Raw genomic sequence first — 18,586 nt, 5'->3', positions numbered from 1 at the left:
AAATACAAACAAAAAATTGCCTATATCATTTTACGGATACAGACAATTTTATTAAGTGAAAAACTTAAAGCCGCTTTTTAAGGGGTGACTATTTATATACATGATTTACCTCATTTTTTGATAAATACTTCTTATGTCCAATGCATTGACAAAGCAAAGGACGGCAGAATGAAGAAATAGAAAAAGAGGAGTAGTTAACTACTCCCCTCCCGAAATTTTTAACACACTTGTATTTAACATGTTACAAAACGGTTATTTTTCATCTTGTTTATTTCTGCCCTCTTTATCCTTTCGGATTATGAGATTGCGCAGGAAGTCGAGGGCTTTCGTCCGATTAAACGGTTTACGGTCGAATACCTTTTCTTGTTGGTCGTAGATACTGCCGAAACTACAATTAAAAATCCGTTCAAAAGCATTTGCGATTTGGTTCAGGTGTGCGGGTTTTCCGTTCCGTTGAAATACTTTCTTTGAGAAGAAAAGGGCTATTACAATCTCCCCTAAAGCTACAATTCCCAAATCTTTCGACTTGGGGAGAATATATAGGTCGGATTGAAATGTTAACGTTGCTTGCTTGGACTGTTGGAACTGTTCGGGATAACGAATTTTGAGATTTAGTAGTTCTAATTCTGAATCAACAGAGGCTAATGCTCTTTGGATATAGGCAAGTTTCAGGGCATTTTTCCCCCTGCCCGTACTGATGAAGTGTTTTTATGGATACTAACTCAATACGAGTAATATTCAGCATCCGAAAGACTTCTGAATAGTCTGTTTCGGGTTGGCTGACAATTTTTCTTAACTGTTCCATAAAACTCTCATAGGCACTTTTCATTTCTTGGTTCGCACTCTCTTGTGAAGGTTCAACCAACAGATTGAACAACTTCGTTTTCAATAATTCATTCATGAGCATAAATTAAAGTTGTTAATATTAATAATCAGACCGAAGCCTTTTTTTATGCTGAATGACAGTTAAACATTTTCTATAATTCTATTTTTGTTTTAATACGTTTCTTAATTTATTAGAAATTAACCTTTAGACCATTTTGTAGTTACCCTTCTTTTGAAACCTGCAATAATCGTATTTCCTGAAACCACCAATGTTACAGCAATCACAATCAGAAATGCTCCCATTGCTATACGGAAAGTAAAGGCTTCATAAAATACTAAAACACCTATTAACAAGGCTGTTACAGGATCTAATGCTCCTATTATAGCCGCATAGGTCGCTCCAATATATTTTATCGAAATATTGATAAACATGATTGAGATGATAGTCGGCACTATCGCCACTCCAAGTATGTTTATCCACCCGCTCATAGTCGGTGGTATTGACTGCAACCCTGTCATAAACCCTGTGCTTACAATAAATACGGAAGTCCCAAATAGGATAATCCAGAATGTCATTTTACCGGGCGACATCGCACTTACTGCCGAATGCTCTACTGCAACGATATAGATTGCATACATGAGAGCTGATAATGCAACCAGTATCATCCCTGTGGTGTTTAATGTAGTGTTATCGTCCCCTTTGTACAGTAGAACAATACCTATTAAGGCAAGTGCTATACAACCATACGTGAGCCATGATGCTTTTTCTTTGAAGAAAACAGCCATGACAACAGCTACCAATACCGGATAAATGAATAGTATGGTTGATGCTACACCTGCATCCATATATAAGAAGCTTTTGAAAAGCAAGAGTGATGAGAGAGCGAATAGCACCCCCAATATAAATAATGGTAAAATCTCTTTCTTTTTGATTTTAAGCGATTCACCTTTTAGCCGCAGGACAATTCCAAATAATAAACTGCCTATTCCAAACCGATAAAAAAGGACGGAATCGGGTGTCATACCCTCGGCATAAAGAGGCAAAGAGAAAAGTGGGTTACTCCCATAAGCTATAGCGGCAATGATACCGAATATTAATCCTTTAAATTTAGGGCTCATAAATTATATCATATTTTTTTGAATTACATAAATAGCAGGAACAATACTGGTATGACTATTCCGATAATCATCTCCATTCCGCCAATCCCAATCAATCCCCGCTTGCCTTTATTCATGAACAATCCTGTCAAGCAAATAAGAACCAGACAAACAGCGAATATATCCGAGAAATATGTCCACCACTTACCCGGATTATAATGCAAGAATGATAGTTGATGAAAAACCGGACGTTTTTTCAAACCCTCATAATTGACTTCTCCGGTTCGGATATTCAACGTAAAAGACGAGCCGCTTTTCAAAAATACTTTCATAGCCGAATCATTAGGATAGAAATGTTTTATATAATTGTCCTGTTCACCTACTTTTTCGAGCATTGTACGGATTTCTGTTTCACTATAATTGTGTGTACGAGGGAAAGAGCCTTGCGTTGTATAGTTTTTAACCGTAATCATATACTGCGGATTGAAGTCTTTTAAGTGATTCATTGTAATACCCGATACGGCATAAATGAGAATCACTCCCACAAAGAAAAACGACAAGTGGGAGTGAATACTTCTACAATACTTGCGAAATTTAGTGCCTAAAGTGCGCTTCGTTCTCATTTTTTCAGCCATATATTAGTTATTTCAGAAATAAACAACTGATGCTTTGCGGGTTCTTTGTTATAAGACTCTTCCATAATTTTAGCCTTGTAAGGCTCTGTCAGGTTAGCGTAGTCGAGTTCTTGAACCAATATTTTCTTACATTCTATTATCATTCGGGCTTCACCGAAACTAATCAATCCCGCTGGGGTTTCTATCGGTGTCAATCCGGCTTCTTTAACCTTATCCGTATCACGGCCTGATTTTGTTCCACATATTCGGAGTGCTCCACGATATTGTTCTGTAAAGAAACTAAGCGTGAAACTTTCTTCCTGTTGCAGGAATCCATAGGTATAACGATTGTCTCGTATGTAAGCGATAGTAGCAGGTCTTTCCCAAACATAAGTAAAACCACCCCAACTGGCAGTCATTGTGTTATATTTTTTTTTGTTACCTGCTGTAACAAGCATCCATTGTTTGCCAATCAAATTAAATACATTGTCTGGTAGGTCAGATGCCTCTATGCGGTCATACTGCGATTGCCAATCGTTTGAAGCGGTGGTATTCTCAATTTGCCGACTGCTTTCATCCTTTTTTTCTTTATTGCGGTTGTTCATACAAGATGTCATTAATATCGCCACAGCGATTACTGGAAATAATACTCTTATTCTCATTATGTTATAAATTAATTAAAGCTTTAACTGTTTACAAAGATACAGCACGTGAGAACCATATTACTTGTATAGATATTACATTATTTTGTATATTTGCGTTATGAGAAGATGTAGCCAATTAGAAACATTGAAAATTGTAGATGTAATCGAGGAAGAATATTCCTGTGAATTACATGTACAAGACCATTTTGAGGTCATTTACATTCATTACGGTAGCGGTGTTCATATATTCAACGAAGCAACAGTACCTTATGAAAAGGGTGATTTGTTTCTGCTTGCTCCGGGCGACCGCCATTATTTTACTGTGCATAGTGTAACCCGATTTACTTATATCAAGTTTACTCCGGGTTATTTTGAATTTCACAGCCACTCTGCCAAGAATGTTTCCTATGAAATCACGCCGACAGCTATCATGCAGATACAATGGCTAAAACAAGATAAGATAACTGTAAAAGAGCCTTGCCAGACGATACTTAAAAATACATTCGAGAATATCATCCTTTATAATTCAACGATAGATGTTGCCCGCTCCCCCATTATTTACTATCAAATACTTTCCATTTTCGGAATGATAAAGGAATATTTGAAAGCCAGAAGTATTGAGGTTAAGAAACAAACTCCTACTAACGCTCATATTGCAGCCTATATTCAGGAGAATATTTATAACCGAGAATTGATTGGAATAAAGTCGGTTGCTAAACATTTCAATATCTCTCCGGCTTATTTCAGTAGCTATTTCAAACGCAACTTCGGGACAAGCTACCGTGAGTATCTGGAAAAACTGTTGCTACAACTGGTTAAGCAGCGATTACAGACTAAAGAGGTAAAACTTAAGCAAATAGCAGACGAGTTTGGCTTTACAGACGTAAGTCATTTATCTAAGTTCTTTAAGAAGCACGAGAGGATAAATCCGAGAAACTATGCCGTAAAAGAATAAAAGAGGGTGAATTTTAAATTAGCACAAGTAAGAATTCACCCTCTTTTATTTTACATCTTCTCCATAAATTTCAGTTTATGGGAATGGGCTTCTATATCTTGCGAGATTTTTTTCTTTTGTTACATCCTACCTTTCGTGAAAATTTTGGTTGTATTTGGCAAAAAGGAAAAGGAATGCAATGCCTATTATCTCCAGAAGCGAGTAAAAATAGGTCTCCTTCCTCATAGGGTACAGTTAACTCATTAAATACATACACTCCATTTCCGTAGTGTATATAAATAATTTCAAAATGGTCTTGTGTATGTAATTTACAGGAATATTCTGCTTCAACAACATCTACAACCTTTTGAGATTTAGACTGACTGCATTTTCCAATGTCATAAATATACAAAATAATATAGTAACTATACAAGTGTATTCACAACTTTAGTCTTTATTTTTGCAAACAGTATTTTAATGGGAAACAGGTGGAAACAAAAATTTTGTAATCCTTATTAACAATGGCTTTAGCCATTTCGTAATGTACTAATAACAATAAAAGAACAATGAATACAACGAATCAAAAACAGGAAAATACTATTTCCAACAGTTGGGAAGCTAGGTACAACAGAATTGATGCATCACAGCTCCCAGACAATGTTAAAGAACTTATTGACCAGCAGTGGATGCTTGTAACAGCGGGCAATAAGAATTCTCACAACACAATGACTGCCAGTTGGGGTGCTATCGGTTATATTTGGGAGCGACCTTCTGCATTTATTTTTATCCGTGACACGCGCTATACCTATCAATTTCTACAGCGTGAAGAATATTTTACACTTAGCCTTTTTACCGAGCAATACAGGGGAGCCTTAAGGGTATGCGGTACTAAATCTGGACGCGATGCAGATAAAGTGAAAGAAGCAGGTCTTACGCCAATAGACACACCAGATGGGTTGATGAGTTTTAGAGAAGCGCGCATGATCATTGAATGCAGAAAAATGTTCGAACAAGAACTTGATTATGCCAATTTAACGGAGTATTACAAGGATGAAATCTTGGAAAAATCATATAATAATGAGACAGCTAAGCATCAACTATTCATTTCAGAAATAACTAATATATGGTTGAAAGAATATTCTCAAGAAAAATAATTTCAAAGAATAATGCTACAGATATTAATATAGTACTGCAAGATAAAAAAATTGTATTGCCTACCGCTCCACAACCAGCCGGTAATTATGAACCTTATATGCGTTCTGGAAATTTAGTTTTTATTAATCAAATAGCTTTAAAAGAAGGCAATATCGTGAATGCCGGAAAATTAGGCCTTGAATTAAATGAGAAACAAGTAAAGGAAGCAACAAAAATAACAATGCTCAACGTTTTGGCAGTGCTAAATAATGCTGTTTCCGGAGATTTAAATCGTGTAAAGCGTTGTGTACAGTTAACAGGCATATTCAATACTACAGATGATTTTCACAGGCACGCAGAGTTAATGAATACAGCATCCGACTTAACTGTTGAAATATTCGGAGAAAAGGGGAAGCATGCAAGAGCCACAATAGGAGCATCATCACTACCTGTTAATTCTTCTGTTGAGATACAGGCTATTTTCGAAATAGAATAATTATTACAACTACAAGTTTTTATTTGAGGTATTTTTATGTATTAAAATTCATTTAGCATATAAGGATTTTCTAAACATAGAAACCAATTATTAACAAATTAAATTTATGCTATGGATGAATTTTCAAGAGAGAGAGGTTAATCAGTCTATTATCTGATGTTTCATAAGAATTGACAAGATGAAAAATAACCGTTTTGCAACCCATTAAATACAAGGATGTTGCGAGAGACTTTCGGGGGAGTAGTTAGCTACTCCCCTTTTTCTGCTTCTCCGTTCTTCCGTCCTTTGCTTCATCAATGCATTGAAAATAAGAAGTGTTAATTTGTAAAACGAAGCAAATCATGTATATAAACAATGAAGATTTTGAAAAATGGATGGAAAAGCTATCCAAGAAGTTGAACGATATAGGTCAAGACCTGAAATCGCTCATCAATACCAAAGAAGTATTTGACCCTGATGAAAAGCTACTCGATAACCAAGATTTAGCATTTCTCCTAAAAGTGTCGTATCGTACGCTCCAGCGGTATCGTTCCAGTAAAAAACTGCCTTTCTTTATGATAGCTCATAAGACCTATTACCGAGTAAAAGATGTCCGCGCTTTTGTTCGTGAGCATATGGATTTTCAAACCTACCAGCAGTTTGAAAAGAAGCATCCAACAGATAATAGTGATGAAAAAGATGAATGACTCTGCCTTTTTATGTTTTAAGCAGAATAAGGCAAATGATGAAGGCTTGTTTTTAGTTCACGCCTTCAAGTAATGGCTCCGCATTTAGCAGAAACAACCTCGCCTACCGGCTCTGTTTGTTTTGCTAAATTAAGCAAGAGGGAACTGGACTTTGTCCTGTTCTTCCTCTTGCCCTGCGGGACAAAGCCTTCGGCTTTAGCGTGTTATCCAAACACGCTGTAATTACACCTTCAATTAGCTGTTTGTGTTTATGGCTAATTATCAGGCATTTGAATCTTGCATTTTCCATAAAATAGTAATTACTTATGCAAAACAGCAATCGAAAAACCATATTTACCACCATTTCCATAGATAAAGAAACGGCAAATCTGGTGGCAAAAATCTGTAAACGTTATTCGCTCAAAAAGGGAGAAATAGTGAAATTGGCATTTCAGTATTTAGAGAAAGCACATATCAATCCTGCCGATACTCCCGAGTCGGTAAAGTCGGAACTTGCCAAGATTAACAAACGGCAGGATGATATAATCCGTTTCATCCGGCACTATGAAGAAGAAAAACTAAATCCGATGATACGAACAAGCCATGCGATTACTGTCCGGTTTGAAAAGGTGGTAACAGAACTAAGCGAATTGGTGTCTTCGGAAATAGGTAGTTCACGGGAATTGCAGGACAATGTTCTGAAAAAGGTAAGCGAAGCATTCAACCAACATGCCGGAGTGATTAACAACCAAGCCAAACAAATAAACTCTCTTTCTCAAATACAGCAAAGAGAAAATAAGAAATTTCTGCAACTGATTTCCCTTTATTCGGAACTGGCAACCTGCGGAGTAATGGACGGCAAACGAAAAGAGAACCTAAGAACCGAGATTAACGACCTGATAAACGAGTAACCCATGAATATAGATTTCCCGCCACCGTCCAAAGGCACATATAATAACGCAGGCAGTAGCAGAAAGCTATGTAATTATTTGGAGCATGAGGACATGGAACGCATGGAGCAAGGAATCTATACAGAGGGCTTTTTCAATCTGACAGACGATAATATCTATAAGTCACAGGTTGTAAAAGATATAGACAGTAATATCGGTCAGCTACTAAAAACGGATGCCAAGTTTTACGCTATCCATGTCAGCCCGTCAGAAAAAGAACTTCGGGCAATGGGAAATACCGAACAGGAACAAGCCGAAGCCATGAAACGGTATATCCGTGAAGTGGTTATTCCTGAATATGCTAAGAATTTCAATAAAGGTTTATCGGCAGAAGATATAAAATTCTACGGCAAGATACATTTCAGTCGGGACAGGTCAAACAATGAACTGAATATGCACTGTCATTTGATTGTAAGCAGAAAAGACCAGACCAATAAGAAAAAACTATCTCCGCTAACCAACCACAAGAGCACCCAGAAAGGAATTGTTAAGGGAGGTTTTGACAGAAAAAACCTGTTCCAACAGGCAGAGCAAGGATTTGACAGGTTATTCGGTTACAAACGGGAACTAACCGAATCCTTTGAATACTACAACACGATGAAGAACGGCAGTATCTCCGAGCAAGTCAATATGCAGGAGAGACAAATTGCCGATGAAAGAAAAAATACAGATATGCAAACAGGCTTGTATGCAGATAAGCGGGAAGAATTGACTGAAAACAAGGTTGCATATAAACAAGACGACAACCTTTCAAATATACAATCTGTAAATCAGGAAAATAAGAATGAAGATAAGCAATCTGTCAATCTTCCTGATTTGGGTTTATCCTCTGCATTGGGCTTGCTTACTCCTGATGTCAATAAAGAGGAGGAGCAAATTCCGATGAAAAAGAAAATAAAGAAGAAGCCGAAGCGAGGTCACAGGCGGTAGTACAATTGTTTCCGAAGTTATTTCCCGCACCTATGTCGGTTATTTCCCGCTCATGGCTTCCCAGCCGTTTGGAGGGGCGGAAGCCCGCGGGAATAACCAACAGCACGAGAATAACTTCTACTGATGTCGGGCTGATAAAGAAGCCTTGATTTATGCAATTAGATCATAAGTGTTTGTAAACCCTCATTGACATTAGATAGGGAACATCTATGAGGTAGAATTATTTGATCACAAAAGATAAAAACTTCTTGGCCTTTATAGGATTTAGCAGCTGAATATTGCAAGTTGTATAGAAAATAGCGCCTATCTGAATAAAGATCAACTATTTGAGGTACGCCATCATAAGAAAGTACCCAATTATGGGCTATTTTACTTTGGATAGTTTGGGCTAAACGAGCGTGATCGTTTTTATTGTAAGCATTTAGATACAAGGCCTTTGCTTTGTTGTAATATGGTGGGTCTAAGTAAATAAGACTGTCGGTAGGTAGTTGTGGTAGATACTCGTTTATATAGCACTCGGCATCCATATTAGTTATCGTAATGCGGTCTTTATACCGACCAATTAACTCAATACGTCTAATCAAATCATTGCGAGAAAAACGAGCGTCTATCTTATAATTGCCCTCTTGGTTTAAACCGCCAATAACTCCGGCCGAGATAACACCTGAACGATTGCAGCGATTTAAAAAGAACGTACTAAATCCCAACTCAAAGAGGCTATGGTTTTGTGGCTTCTTTACAACTTCTTTATGCTTTTTCCACACCTCAACAGTAAGCGAAGCTACTAATATTTCTCGACAAAGTTTTTCGTTCTCATTCAGAACTGAGTGCCAAAATGCATATATTCCTAAATCTGAATCGTTTAGGTGTATGTGCTGTACGTCTTCGTTTAATAATAATTCTATTGCAACTCCGGCTCCCCCGGCATACGGCTCCACATAATGCCCTTTAATGTCATTTTGTTGTAGAATTTCTCTGATAAAAGGGGTTAGTTTTTGCTTCCCCCCCGGATACCTTAAAGGTGTTTTATGAATTCCCATAATTAATTCATTGCTTCCAACAGTGGAAAGATGTTTCCAAATATAGTGCAAATATCGCCAGCAGGGATTGAAAATGTTGTTCCATGTACTAACTGATTCATGGAGGTAACTGATAAAATGCCATCAGATTTAGTAATCTCAGTTAATGCTCCATGCAGTTCTTTTTGCATACCCTTATTTTTCCCGTTGTTCGTCAAATGATCAACAATCTCTCGCAACAACTCAGCTAAAGTCTTACTCTGAGTATCACCTTTTTTATTCGTTTTTTCGATGCTAATACTATTGTCATTTGCGTATGCTTTAGCTGATATTTCAAAAGCACTCCTAAGCAAAAAACAGAAAGCCATGGGGGTTTTCTGAATATCCAACACGCACATTTCAACCTTTATAGCCACTACCTTTTGCCTGTTTCCTTTGGGGTTAAACTTCCTCAAAACTCCCTTGACATATTTGGGTGTGCCTAATTGGGATGATTTAGTCTTTTCAGGCTGTGATGGAGTTGACGCAGCAGGTTCATCTGGCATTGCTTTTGCTTTACTTTCATTTTTTGAAGAAGTCGGATTTGTACCTGGGGATGAATTTGGCTGCTGTGGTGTAGATGCTCCGTCTGTCGGGAAGTCGTCTTTCCCAGTAGGAGTGTTGTCAGAAGTAGGTGTTTCACCTACTTTCGGGGTGCCTGCTTTAGGAATAAGGTCATAATGTATAAGAAAATCAACATCCTTATCTCGTATTTGCTTATATCCAATTCTCTCTTGCCCAACATCCAGTAGTATTTCTTCCAATGCCAATCGATGCTCAATCTTCGGATAGGCTTTAACTAAATCACTTACAGATACGAACTCCGTCCGCTCGTAAATTTTCCTTAATGCTTCATCTAATACGGTAAGAGGGTAATCTCCGCTCCATCTCTCTTTCTGAGACTGATTAATGTTCTTGCCGTCTTTCAAGTATTTTTCCAATAAATCCAAACCCAATTCAGTGCCACCTTTAACATCCCTATTATGTCTGGCCTTAGCTACTGATGTCCAAGGATCCCTACTTGCCTTTTCACCTTTGGCGTGAGTTAGATTGACTATTTTATCAACCAAATCAGTCTCTCCCGTACTATAAACTCCGCAGGGTATGCTTCGATTAGCTGCTAACCACTCTGGAGTTAAGCTATCAATTCTATTTTGAAGATTTGAAGGTATAGCATAGTTCTTCTTATCGTATATACCATGTATTAATTTCAATATCGCAATTCTCCTATTTCCTTCTTTGACAACATAATGCCCATTATTCAGCACTATGATACTTTCAGTTGTGAGATATCCATCATCAAGAATACTTTCCATAACTGCATTAAACCTATCCGGTTTAATGGAAATCATTGTCTCAATAGCTTTTTCCTCACTTTCTTGAGGAACTGTACGAGGGTTTTTGAGGTCAAGATATAAATCTTTAATATCGATATATTTTGCGTCCGGCATAATTTTATTACATTATATTGATATACAAATACATATTAATTCCTATTTAGGCTATACCCATTAGTTATTATTGTGATATTCAGATACTATAAAATCTATCACATATCCTCCAACGACAAACAAACCATCTCAATCTGATACTTAGGCAACAGCTTATTTTTAAGATGTTCCACCTTTGTTGCCAATAGTTCTGGCTTGAAGTTCTTCTTTTGCCGTTTTACTTCGGCTGCTACTGCTTGGTTTTTCTCCAATTTCAGGGCAACAATATCTATTTCATTCTGATTGCCTTTAGACTCCCACCATGAACCGATATCTCGATATTGGAAACTTTCGGAAAATTGTTGTTTGAAATATCGTTCCAACATAATGCCAGAATAAGTCGGATAGTCGGATTTGATGATAGCCTGCAACCCAATAAAGTTCTTTATCTCTATCAACGAACGATGACGGTCAAAATAGTTGAACCAAAAACGAATAAAGTTATCCTGTATTTCGTATCGTACAGCTTGACTTCCTTCTTTTGCCAATATGGGGCGTTGACGGATAATGATATTATAATCCTCAATCAATCGTTTGATTTGACCGCCGATGCTTTTATTTCCTAATGCTGTTTCTATTTCAGGTTGGGTATTAATACCGCCCGAAATGGCACTTAGAATAGAGAAGTAAGTAGCGTAGTTTTTCCCAAACTCTTCTATCAACAGATTTTTTCCTTCATCGGTAAAGGGCGAGTTTTCCCGAACCATGAATGAAATCATTTCATCTATGTTCAATGTAATGTTATCGCAAAATAACTCTACATATTTGGGAACTCCACCAGTAAAGGTATAGAGAGCAAGTAAGTCATCATTGGTGTAGCTGGGATTGTAGTCACGCATAATTTCTTTTAGCGTGGTCAAATCAAAAGCTGATAGTTTAATGATATTGTCGGCTCTTCCGAATAGAGGTTCTTTATTGTTTTGGAATATTTTCTGCATTAATGAATAGATAGAGCCGGATACAATCAAATTCATTTTGGATTTCTTCCGATAGCTATCCCATATATTCTGCATATCGCTATATACCGATTCATTAATGTTATAGAATTCCTGAAATTCGTCAATAATCAAATTAAACGATTTTTGCGAAGCCAATTCCATTAAATATTGGAATAAAGACCTGAATGTACGGATTTCCGAAGGAACGAAAGTATCAAGCAATTGACTGATGATTGGGATAAACTCCGAACAGAGCGTTGCTTCGCTTTTGCGACCAACAAATAGATAGACAGTCGGGAGACCTTCAACCGACTTCATGATAAGACTTGTTTTACCGATCCTTCGTCTTCCAGTTACTACTGTTAGGCGGGAATGGTCACTGAACGATAAATTTTGTATTCGTTGCAGTTCTGCCAATTCGCTTGTTCTGTTATAAAACTTCATCCTCTCTATTCTTTTTCGTTACGACCGCAACTGTTACGGCGGTTACAAAGATAATCAAAAATTGGTATATACAAGCAATCCCTTTAAATTTAAGCTTATACTACATTAGATTCATATTGTATTTTCTAAGAATTTCAGGCATTTTTTCATCTTCAACCCATATAAACAAGAAATAATCTATGGGCGAAGTCATCGCAGAGAATCCTATTTCAAAATGTTTAACTTCATCTAATGGGTGAAATTTTCTATCAATAACTACGAAATGAGCTGAGTCGCTAAATTTCTCCATTATTTCTTCAAAACTTATATCAATCCGTTGTCTTGCAAATGAGATAGAACAATCAAGCTTGTCAACCCACCAAGTTTGACAAATATTTCTGCACTCTTTTAGTAACTCTATTTTTTGAGCGAAAGGTAAACTTCTTGTATTATAGAATGTATCCATATTTTGCAAAGGTATAATATCCTGACTTTTCATTTTATAGACAGAACAAAAACATACTATTTTCGTACTTGTTTACAAGATAATATTGAGCTATTGGATGAAGTCCAGTGTGAAAATTAGTTTCTATAATCATCATTTTTCGCACTTTTGTAACACAACTTATAAATTATTTATCAAGGGATTCCATGAAATAAGATTTAAAACGGTTTTATCGAAATATTCAGTTCGATAAAAAGTCTTATAGGCATAATGGGGATACAGAATATTTGGGGAAGATGCCGTGAAGTTGGTGGATGTTTTCTTTTATAACTATAGTCACTCCTTACCTTTTTGTTGAACTATCGCTTCCAACTCTGCGTTGAGATCATTGGCTAGCGTTTCTTTACTTTGATCGACACGATTTTTTATTGCCTCTATTTTAGTATCAATGTATTTTTTATGTCGAGAGTAACTGATTATTTGCAATATAAAGGGTAGTATTATTCCATTTAATAGCGCAAAAACAATCAACAAATTTTTCAACAGAACAGATTCTGTAAAAAAAGATGGATAAATTGGAGCTATATTTAGATAGTAAATAACTGCTATGAGAAAGGTAAAAAAAACAGATGCGACTAACAGAAATATGAAATGTCTAAAAATGAACATCCTTGTATATTCCTTATGTGTCTTTACATATGATTTTATCTTTGTAAATGAAATCAGCAGCACGCTAATAAATGAAAACACGAAAACGGATACTGCATAAACATGTTCGGTTAAATTGAAATGGAGAGAAAATGTAGCATATATCGCTATCAAAGCACTAAATAATAACAAAAAGGTTACTCCATCAAAAAGGGCAACCTTGATTGGAGAATTACTTCTCAAATGAATTTTATCTTCTTTTTTTATATTCAGGATATTATCCGCTTTAGATCTTTCCATATAAAAAAACCATAGCAGAAAGCACAAAGCGAATGAAAAGGTTACAAAAATATAAAGAAAAGTAGGCATCCAATTCTGATAACTCCCCAATAATGATATACTTTCATCGCAAAGAAAGACAACTAAACAGAATATAAAAACGTATAATGGAGTAAAAATTTGCTCACTCATATTTGTGTTTGATTCAAAAATAGTATCAATCTCTTTTTCTGTATTTATCACATCATTCTCCAATAAAATGTTTTCAAGTTCAAACTTATCTATAGCGTCGGCTACTATATCTTTATTATCAGTACTTCCCCAGCCCGCAAGTATTTTTTTATAACCATGAGCCTTTTCCTTTGTATTTTTTATATCCTGAAAGAACTCTTCTCTACAACTATTGAGATTATTCATACTGCGCGCCTTCATATCCGATTTGAGTCCTTCTATTATATTATTCAAAAAATTAGAATCGCAAAAAACAGCACACAACACAACCAAAGTGGTCAGTACGCCAAAAAAAGTCTGACTCTGACCAAGTACAGTCGGATCAATCATATAATGAGGGGATTAGAATCTTTTAATTATTCGTTTGGTATGGTAGAGGTGTTTTATTAGTTAACAGCACAACATTTTCCTTCAATTGTTCAAAACGAGTTTTAAGTATTTTTGCTCCTTCTGGATTGTTAAAACAGCAGATAGCGTTGTGGGTTACCTCATCACTTTCTCTACGGTACATACGATCATCACCTACAGTAAAGTGATATGTATTATTAAAATTAGAGAAATCGTCTTTAAACGTATAAAATTTTATTTTCCCCAAACCCACAAATGGACGAATTTTTTCTAATGAATAGAGATCCTGCCAGAAAAAAATGTCAGGATTCTCTACAATAACCTCTAAAGAGGTATCTTCTTTTTTTAAAAAAGATTCCAAACGTTTGTATAGATTATTCATCGGGCAGTCGCCACCCTCTACGTCGTAATCTTTTTCAACTTTCTTTTTAAATTCTTTTCTGAATATAGAAAATTCGCCGCAATACATTTTTACTGTCGTAGCCTGCTCAAATATAACTTGCATAACAACAGCATTGTGAGCTCTGTCGTCGTTTTGGAAACGATTAGGACTTTTATCTTTGGCCAATTGGGATATATCCCGATAATAATTCTTCAATTTTTGAAGTTTCTGGTTCTCCATTTCCCAATAATTATATAACTTTATCTTTTATTTATTTCTCGAATACTCATTTTGAAAATGCCCAATGGACGCATTTCTTCTTTGATTCCTAAAATATCAGCCGCCTCTGGACTAACAAACAAATCGGCGGCACTTTCATTCCCCAGCCTATCGACAATGTTAACTTTAACCTCAATGGTGGGTTTAAATGTATTTGGATGATTTGTCAGGTAGAGGATATCTCCATTTTTCAAATTGCTCTCTTTAGAAATATTTGCATCACTATATATTGTAATATCATTACCTTTTAATAATGCACTAATTCCAACATTTACATTTGTAGTTCTTCTATCTATGAGAAATCTTTCATACAATACACTAGACAATGAGTCTATATTGTTTGTTTCCTCAACAACTTCTATTCTCTTATTAAGCTTCTCCAATTCGGGCTTCATCTGGCTGTAAAAGTTCCCTTTTACAAATATAATACAAATAGTAAAAGAAATCACAACTGGGCATAGGCACGCATATAATATAACATTTTTTCTTGTTTTTTTATTTATCATTCCCTCATCTTTCGATGAAGCCTGATTATCTATATCAGTGTTCCCGTTTGTCTCTTTAGCCATGTGTATTAACTTTCAATTCATATACCAGTTGATTATCAATAACTTAATAAAATCGGGACAAAGGTAAGAAATATCTCTCAATATTTATATGTTTTCTTATATATTTTCACTGCTGTCTAGTTAAAATCCCGAAATTTCTCATAAGTGACCGAATACTTCTCTCTATGCGAAAATGTGTTACCTATGTAAACGAGATATTTGAAATGGTAAGAAATAAAGCTAAGTAAAGCTGTTAAGTAGTTACCCAATTATAACCTATCGCTTAATAATGACAATTCAATTCCCTGAATTATACTACATTTCTAAAAAAACACTACCTTTACAAACGAAATCATGCAAATAGCGAGCAGAACGATGAAAAATAATCGTGTGCTAAATCGTGTGGGATTCCGAATTTAAGAAAATATAAAAGATTGACTATCAATAGAGATGCGGTTAAGGTTCTCTTTCTGGTGGCACCACTTTTAAAAGAAAATAAAACGTTGTAACAAAGAAAGTTACAGCGTTTTTTCTTTTTGCTCGGTAAAACATTGGTAAAACATTTAGTCATTTTATAAAAACCTCACTATCAGTTATTTATATTGCAAATGTAGGAAATAATTAGTATATTTACGGTAACAATAAAAAGATTAATGGTATGGATAACAATGTTAGCGTAAATTTAATCCAGCAGAACAAACTGGAACTACTTAAAAAGCAAGTGTTTGATGTTTTAGATGTTTCTGAGGGTACACGGAAAGAGTATAGTGTACGAATCAGGCATTTTATGAAGTTTACCGAGGTGTACGGTATTAATTGTAATACTTATTTAGAGTATAAACGTTTTTTAGGCAATATCGACACATTTAGTGTTGCAACTAAAAATAAGTATTTGATAGCATCCAAAGTGTTTTTAAATGGATTGTACCGTTTACAACTTATACCGGTAAAAATTACGGATAACATAAAAGGTTTCTCACAAAGTAAGCTACACAAAAAAGATGGCCTGAATGATGAGGCTATATTGAAACTACAAAACTACTGTTCCACTTTAGAACTAACCGAAACGAATCTCCGGTTAAAATCAATTTTGGCACTTCTTATTTTTCAAGGTTTACGGCAAATAGAGATTGTCCGTTTAAATGTTACCGATATAGACCTGAAAAATAAAACCGCTTATATCATCGGTAAAGGGAGAGATGATAAAGAAGTAATTCATTTGCATCCTACAACTGTAAAAATGCTTCGGGAATATCTAAAGAAATACCGATACCGAGAGGGAGCGTTATTCCGAAGTAAAAGTAACAACTCCTGTGGAGAGCGGCTAACAACGAAATCCATCAGGGAGATAATAAAACAGGTTTTTAAAACCTTAGAGATTGACGGAAGCACCCACGGTTTCCGTCATTTTTTTATTACTAAACTGATAAAATCATATAAGGGAGAATTGCTTACGGTATCAAAATACAGCCGCCACCGCAGCATACAAATGCTGGAAGTGTATAACGATGAAGTAATTCGGGAACAGGACTTGCCAAGATACTACAATGTATTTAATGATATTACACTATGAAAAACCGTGAAAAATATATTTACTGCTTAGAGGGTAACTGGAATAGGAACCCACGAAGTAAGCAAAGTATAAAACCCATATTGGATTTACTCCATACTTTTTCCCGGGTGAAATATATTTATCGGAAATGTTTCAATAAAGAGGACTTTCTAAAAGGGTTACAAACATTCGCACAAAAACGGTATGCTAATTATACAGTTTTGTATATAGCATTTCACGGGCGCAAAAACCGCGTTTATTTCGGCAATGAGTATGTAACACTAAAAGAAATAGCTAACACGTTAGAGGGCAAATTAAAAGGCAAAATCGTACATTTTGGAAGTTGTTCAACTTTGCGTACCTCCGAGAAAAATATATCTGACTTTATTACCCGTACCGGTTGTTCCTGTATCTCCGGTTATGAAAGGAATGTAGAGTATATTGCCAGTACTGCTTTTGAATTGCTCTATTTTGAAACTCTCCAAAAGCAGTATTCCCGGAACAAATTAAAAGTGATTATTTCGGAGAGGTTTCCGGCATTGGTGGAAAAGCTCCGGTTTGTAATAGCCTGAAATCATTTCCTTCTTTCTGTTTCATCCCTTGCTTTTAACAACCAAAACATAGTTTGCACATCATTAGTTATCGGAGTTTTCCTTGATGGATAATAAATACCTTGAACGGTAAGACTCCCATTGTCATGTTCCCTGTATTGTATTTCAACAGGAATCACCTTTTTATCTACCGGAGAATATAAATAATATAACCCAGTCAAAGGAGTAAGAGGAGTTCCTCTTTTGCAACCTTTCAATGCCTCATTCACATAAACATTTGTCTTGAACATCAACTTGCCGACATTATCTGCATGGACTTTTTCGCCTGGTTGTAGAGGTTTTTCCTTTAGTATATTTCCAGACCACCTCGAAGTATCATTCACTAAATTATAAACAGCATCAGGAAGTGGCGACTTTAATTGACTGTTGGGTATGCCTGTATCTTGTGCTGATATATTAGCAGCAATTAACAACAATAAAATTATTATTCTCATGCTAATTTACCTTTTTCATCGTTTCTACTTTGTCGAGGTCTCCATCAGACAAATAGGCTTCCCACTCAATAGTTCCCTTTTCTGGAATAAACTTAAATACCATATTTTTCCCGAGGTTCTGGCCTAATACGATTTTAATTGTATAATAGGGATAGTTCACTTCCACAAGTTCACATTTCTGAGAAATAGTGCTGATAGTCCAGTCTGATTTTGTAAACACGTTTGTTGAATCTTCTCCATAGGACCTGATTTCACCTATACCCTCATCATCATAAACCATCCTACTACCGTATTCTTTAGATATGGCAATTTCCGTATTGCTAATAAGCATGGTTACTTTAAGCTTCTGTTGCATATATTGGGTAGTGCTTTTACTGCCACCGGGTTTATTATTCCAATTAAAGACATCACTTTCCCACAAACCAATAAGATCAGCATGAAATTTTAATTCTGTAGTTTCTTCTTTTTCTTTCTCTACCCCAACTGTTTCTCCTGAACAAGAAGAAAGGAGAATTAAACAGATAGGAATTAAATAAATTGATTGTTTTAAAGTTTTCATGTCATCAGATATTTTTATGTTAGTTTCTAATTATCATCATTTAACGTTTGATAAATGGAGTTACAGAACGT

Annotated in this window: 22 protein-coding genes; 8 read left to right on the top strand and 14 right to left on the bottom strand. The window is 35.8% G+C overall.

Annotation, left to right across the window (positions count from 1 at the left end; all coding sequences use genetic code 11):
• Positions 1-252: 252 nt before the first annotated feature.
• From M2470_RS17825 to M2470_RS17805, 5 genes are all read right to left on the bottom strand, one after another.
• Entirely contained in the window at positions 253-516 is a 264-nt protein-coding gene (locus tag M2470_RS17825; RefSeq protein WP_280746352.1) for an RteC domain-containing protein, read from the bottom strand.
• A 115-nt stretch (positions 517-631) separates the two neighbouring features.
• Positions 632-901, bottom strand: coding sequence for a hypothetical protein (locus tag M2470_RS17820; protein ID WP_348524229.1), 270 nt, complete (start codon positions 899-901; stop codon positions 632-634).
• A 122-nt stretch (positions 902-1,023) separates the two neighbouring features.
• Positions 1,024-1,944, bottom strand: coding sequence for a DMT family transporter (locus tag M2470_RS17815; protein WP_280746354.1), 921 nt, complete (start codon positions 1,942-1,944; stop codon positions 1,024-1,026).
• Between the two features lie 23 nt (positions 1,945-1,967).
• Complete coding sequence (locus M2470_RS17810; protein ID WP_280746355.1) at positions 1,968-2,546, bottom strand: PepSY-associated TM helix domain-containing protein; 579 nt, start codon at positions 2,544-2,546, stop codon at positions 1,968-1,970.
• Positions 2,543-3,142, bottom strand: a complete 600-nt coding sequence (locus M2470_RS17805; RefSeq protein WP_280746356.1) for a flavin reductase — start codon at positions 3,140-3,142, stop codon at positions 2,543-2,545. Before M2470_RS17805 ends, M2470_RS17810 begins: the two co-directional genes overlap by 4 nt.
• Before the next feature lie 157 nt (positions 3,143-3,299).
• Here M2470_RS17805 and M2470_RS17800 point away from each other — a divergent pair, with 157 nt between their 5' ends.
• The 6 genes from M2470_RS17800 to M2470_RS17775 all read left to right on the top strand — a co-directional run bounded on the left by M2470_RS17800 (position 3,300) and on the right by M2470_RS17775 (position 8,290).
• Entirely contained in the window at positions 3,300-4,136 is an 837-nt protein-coding gene (locus M2470_RS17800) for an AraC family transcriptional regulator (RefSeq protein ID WP_280746357.1), read from the top strand.
• Between the two features lie 545 nt (positions 4,137-4,681).
• Positions 4,682-5,269, top strand: coding sequence for a flavin reductase (locus tag M2470_RS17795; RefSeq protein ID WP_280746358.1), 588 nt, complete (start codon positions 4,682-4,684; stop codon positions 5,267-5,269).
• Complete coding sequence (locus M2470_RS17790; protein WP_280746359.1) at positions 5,239-5,745, top strand: RidA family protein; 507 nt, start codon at positions 5,239-5,241, stop codon at positions 5,743-5,745. Before M2470_RS17795 ends, M2470_RS17790 begins: the two co-directional genes overlap by 31 nt.
• Before the next feature lie 341 nt (positions 5,746-6,086).
• On the top strand, positions 6,087-6,431 hold the full coding sequence (locus tag M2470_RS17785) for a helix-turn-helix domain-containing protein (RefSeq protein WP_280746360.1): 345 nt from the start codon (positions 6,087-6,089) through the stop codon (positions 6,429-6,431).
• A 305-nt stretch (positions 6,432-6,736) separates the two neighbouring features.
• Complete coding sequence (locus M2470_RS17780; RefSeq protein ID WP_280746361.1) at positions 6,737-7,321, top strand: BfmA/BtgA family mobilization protein; 585 nt, start codon at positions 6,737-6,739, stop codon at positions 7,319-7,321.
• 3 nt (positions 7,322-7,324) lie between these two features.
• Entirely contained in the window at positions 7,325-8,290 is a 966-nt protein-coding gene (locus M2470_RS17775; protein WP_280746362.1) for a DUF5712 family protein, read from the top strand.
• 158 nt (positions 8,291-8,448) lie between these two features.
• Here the strand turns inward: M2470_RS17775 and M2470_RS17770 are convergent, their stop codons facing one another.
• From M2470_RS17770 to M2470_RS17740, 7 genes are all read right to left on the bottom strand, one after another.
• Positions 8,449-9,330, bottom strand: a complete 882-nt coding sequence (locus M2470_RS17770) for a DNA adenine methylase (protein ID WP_280746363.1) — start codon at positions 9,328-9,330, stop codon at positions 8,449-8,451.
• 2 nt (positions 9,331-9,332) lie between these two features.
• Positions 9,333-10,799 (bottom strand): hypothetical protein, encoded by a 1,467-nt coding sequence (locus M2470_RS17765; RefSeq protein ID WP_280746364.1) that lies wholly within the window; start codon positions 10,797-10,799, stop codon positions 9,333-9,335.
• A 98-nt stretch (positions 10,800-10,897) separates the two neighbouring features.
• Positions 10,898-12,220 (bottom strand): ATP-binding protein, encoded by a 1,323-nt coding sequence (locus M2470_RS17760; RefSeq protein ID WP_280746365.1) that lies wholly within the window; start codon positions 12,218-12,220, stop codon positions 10,898-10,900.
• Positions 12,221-12,320: 100 nt separating this feature from the next.
• Positions 12,321-12,665, bottom strand: coding sequence for a hypothetical protein (locus tag M2470_RS17755; RefSeq protein ID WP_280746366.1), 345 nt, complete (start codon positions 12,663-12,665; stop codon positions 12,321-12,323).
• 315 nt (positions 12,666-12,980) lie between these two features.
• Complete coding sequence (locus M2470_RS17750) at positions 12,981-14,132, bottom strand: hypothetical protein (protein ID WP_280746367.1); 1,152 nt, start codon at positions 14,130-14,132, stop codon at positions 12,981-12,983.
• Positions 14,133-14,154: 22 nt separating this feature from the next.
• Positions 14,155-14,772 (bottom strand): hypothetical protein, encoded by a 618-nt coding sequence (locus M2470_RS17745; RefSeq protein ID WP_280746368.1) that lies wholly within the window; start codon positions 14,770-14,772, stop codon positions 14,155-14,157.
• 20 nt (positions 14,773-14,792) lie between these two features.
• Positions 14,793-15,380, bottom strand: a complete 588-nt coding sequence (locus M2470_RS17740) for a hypothetical protein (RefSeq protein ID WP_280746369.1) — start codon at positions 15,378-15,380, stop codon at positions 14,793-14,795.
• Between the two features lie 637 nt (positions 15,381-16,017).
• Between M2470_RS17740 and M2470_RS17735 the strand changes: the two genes are divergently transcribed.
• Both M2470_RS17735 and M2470_RS18440 read left to right on the top strand, forming a co-directional pair.
• A complete protein-coding gene (locus M2470_RS17735; protein WP_280744819.1) occupies positions 16,018-16,932 on the top strand; it encodes a tyrosine-type recombinase/integrase in 915 nt (304 codons plus the stop codon).
• Positions 16,929-17,483: a DUF6642 family protein gene (locus tag M2470_RS18440; RefSeq protein WP_321738807.1), complete on the top strand. Its 555-nt coding sequence runs from the start codon at positions 16,929-16,931 to the stop codon at positions 17,481-17,483. Before M2470_RS17735 ends, M2470_RS18440 begins: the two co-directional genes overlap by 4 nt.
• Positions 17,484-17,485: 2 nt before the next feature.
• Here M2470_RS18440 and M2470_RS17725 read toward each other — a convergent pair whose 3' ends face one another.
• Together M2470_RS17725 and M2470_RS17720 are read right to left on the bottom strand one after the other, a co-directional pair.
• On the bottom strand, positions 17,486-17,956 hold the full coding sequence (locus M2470_RS17725; protein WP_280744821.1) for a hypothetical protein: 471 nt from the start codon (positions 17,954-17,956) through the stop codon (positions 17,486-17,488).
• Between the two features lies 1 nt (position 17,957).
• On the bottom strand, positions 17,958-18,515 hold the full coding sequence (locus M2470_RS17720) for a hypothetical protein (RefSeq protein WP_280744822.1): 558 nt from the start codon (positions 18,513-18,515) through the stop codon (positions 17,958-17,960).
• Positions 18,516-18,586 lie beyond the last annotated feature (71 nt).

It is taken from the genome of Parabacteroides sp. PH5-46 (assembly GCF_029892785.1).
Taxonomy (GTDB): domain Bacteria; phylum Bacteroidota; class Bacteroidia; order Bacteroidales; family Tannerellaceae; genus DFXE01.
Note: the sequence above shows the minus strand (reverse complement) of the source record. Positions and strands in the feature narration are given on the sequence as shown.

Coding starts and splice junctions, on each gene's coding strand:
- M2470_RS17750 (WP_280746367.1), bottom strand. CDS start 14,132: ATGATTGATCCGACTGTACTTGGTCAGAGTCAGACTTTTTTTGGCGTA.
- M2470_RS17755 (WP_280746366.1), bottom strand. CDS start 12,665: ATGGATACATTCTATAATACAAGAAGTTTACCTTTCGCTCAAAAAATA.
- M2470_RS17800 (WP_280746357.1), top strand. CDS start 3,300: ATGAGAAGATGTAGCCAATTAGAAACATTGAAAATTGTAGATGTAATC.
- M2470_RS17815 (WP_280746354.1), bottom strand. CDS start 1,944: ATGAGCCCTAAATTTAAAGGATTAATATTCGGTATCATTGCCGCTATA.
- M2470_RS17820 (WP_348524229.1), bottom strand. CDS start 901: ATGAATGAATTATTGAAAACGAAGTTGTTCAATCTGTTGGTTGAACCT.
- M2470_RS18440 (WP_321738807.1), top strand. CDS start 16,929: ATGAAAAACCGTGAAAAATATATTTACTGCTTAGAGGGTAACTGGAAT.
- M2470_RS17760 (WP_280746365.1), bottom strand. CDS start 12,220: ATGAAGTTTTATAACAGAACAAGCGAATTGGCAGAACTGCAACGAATA.
- M2470_RS17780 (WP_280746361.1), top strand. CDS start 6,737: ATGCAAAACAGCAATCGAAAAACCATATTTACCACCATTTCCATAGAT.
- M2470_RS17735 (WP_280744819.1), top strand. CDS start 16,018: ATGGATAACAATGTTAGCGTAAATTTAATCCAGCAGAACAAACTGGAA.
- M2470_RS17795 (WP_280746358.1), top strand. CDS start 4,682: ATGAATACAACGAATCAAAAACAGGAAAATACTATTTCCAACAGTTGG.
- M2470_RS17790 (WP_280746359.1), top strand. CDS start 5,239: ATGGTTGAAAGAATATTCTCAAGAAAAATAATTTCAAAGAATAATGCT.
- M2470_RS17765 (WP_280746364.1), bottom strand. CDS start 10,799: ATGCCGGACGCAAAATATATCGATATTAAAGATTTATATCTTGACCTC.
- M2470_RS17740 (WP_280746369.1), bottom strand. CDS start 15,380: ATGGCTAAAGAGACAAACGGGAACACTGATATAGATAATCAGGCTTCA.
- M2470_RS17775 (WP_280746362.1), top strand. CDS start 7,325: ATGAATATAGATTTCCCGCCACCGTCCAAAGGCACATATAATAACGCA.
- M2470_RS17810 (WP_280746355.1), bottom strand. CDS start 2,546: ATGAGAACGAAGCGCACTTTAGGCACTAAATTTCGCAAGTATTGTAGA.
- M2470_RS17785 (WP_280746360.1), top strand. CDS start 6,087: ATGTATATAAACAATGAAGATTTTGAAAAATGGATGGAAAAGCTATCC.
- M2470_RS17725 (WP_280744821.1), bottom strand. CDS start 17,956: ATGAGAATAATAATTTTATTGTTGTTAATTGCTGCTAATATATCAGCA.
- M2470_RS17805 (WP_280746356.1), bottom strand. CDS start 3,142: ATGAACAACCGCAATAAAGAAAAAAAGGATGAAAGCAGTCGGCAAATT.
- M2470_RS17770 (WP_280746363.1), bottom strand. CDS start 9,330: ATGGGAATTCATAAAACACCTTTAAGGTATCCGGGGGGGAAGCAAAAA.
- M2470_RS17720 (WP_280744822.1), bottom strand. CDS start 18,515: ATGAAAACTTTAAAACAATCAATTTATTTAATTCCTATCTGTTTAATT.
- M2470_RS17745 (WP_280746368.1), bottom strand. CDS start 14,772: ATGGAGAACCAGAAACTTCAAAAATTGAAGAATTATTATCGGGATATA.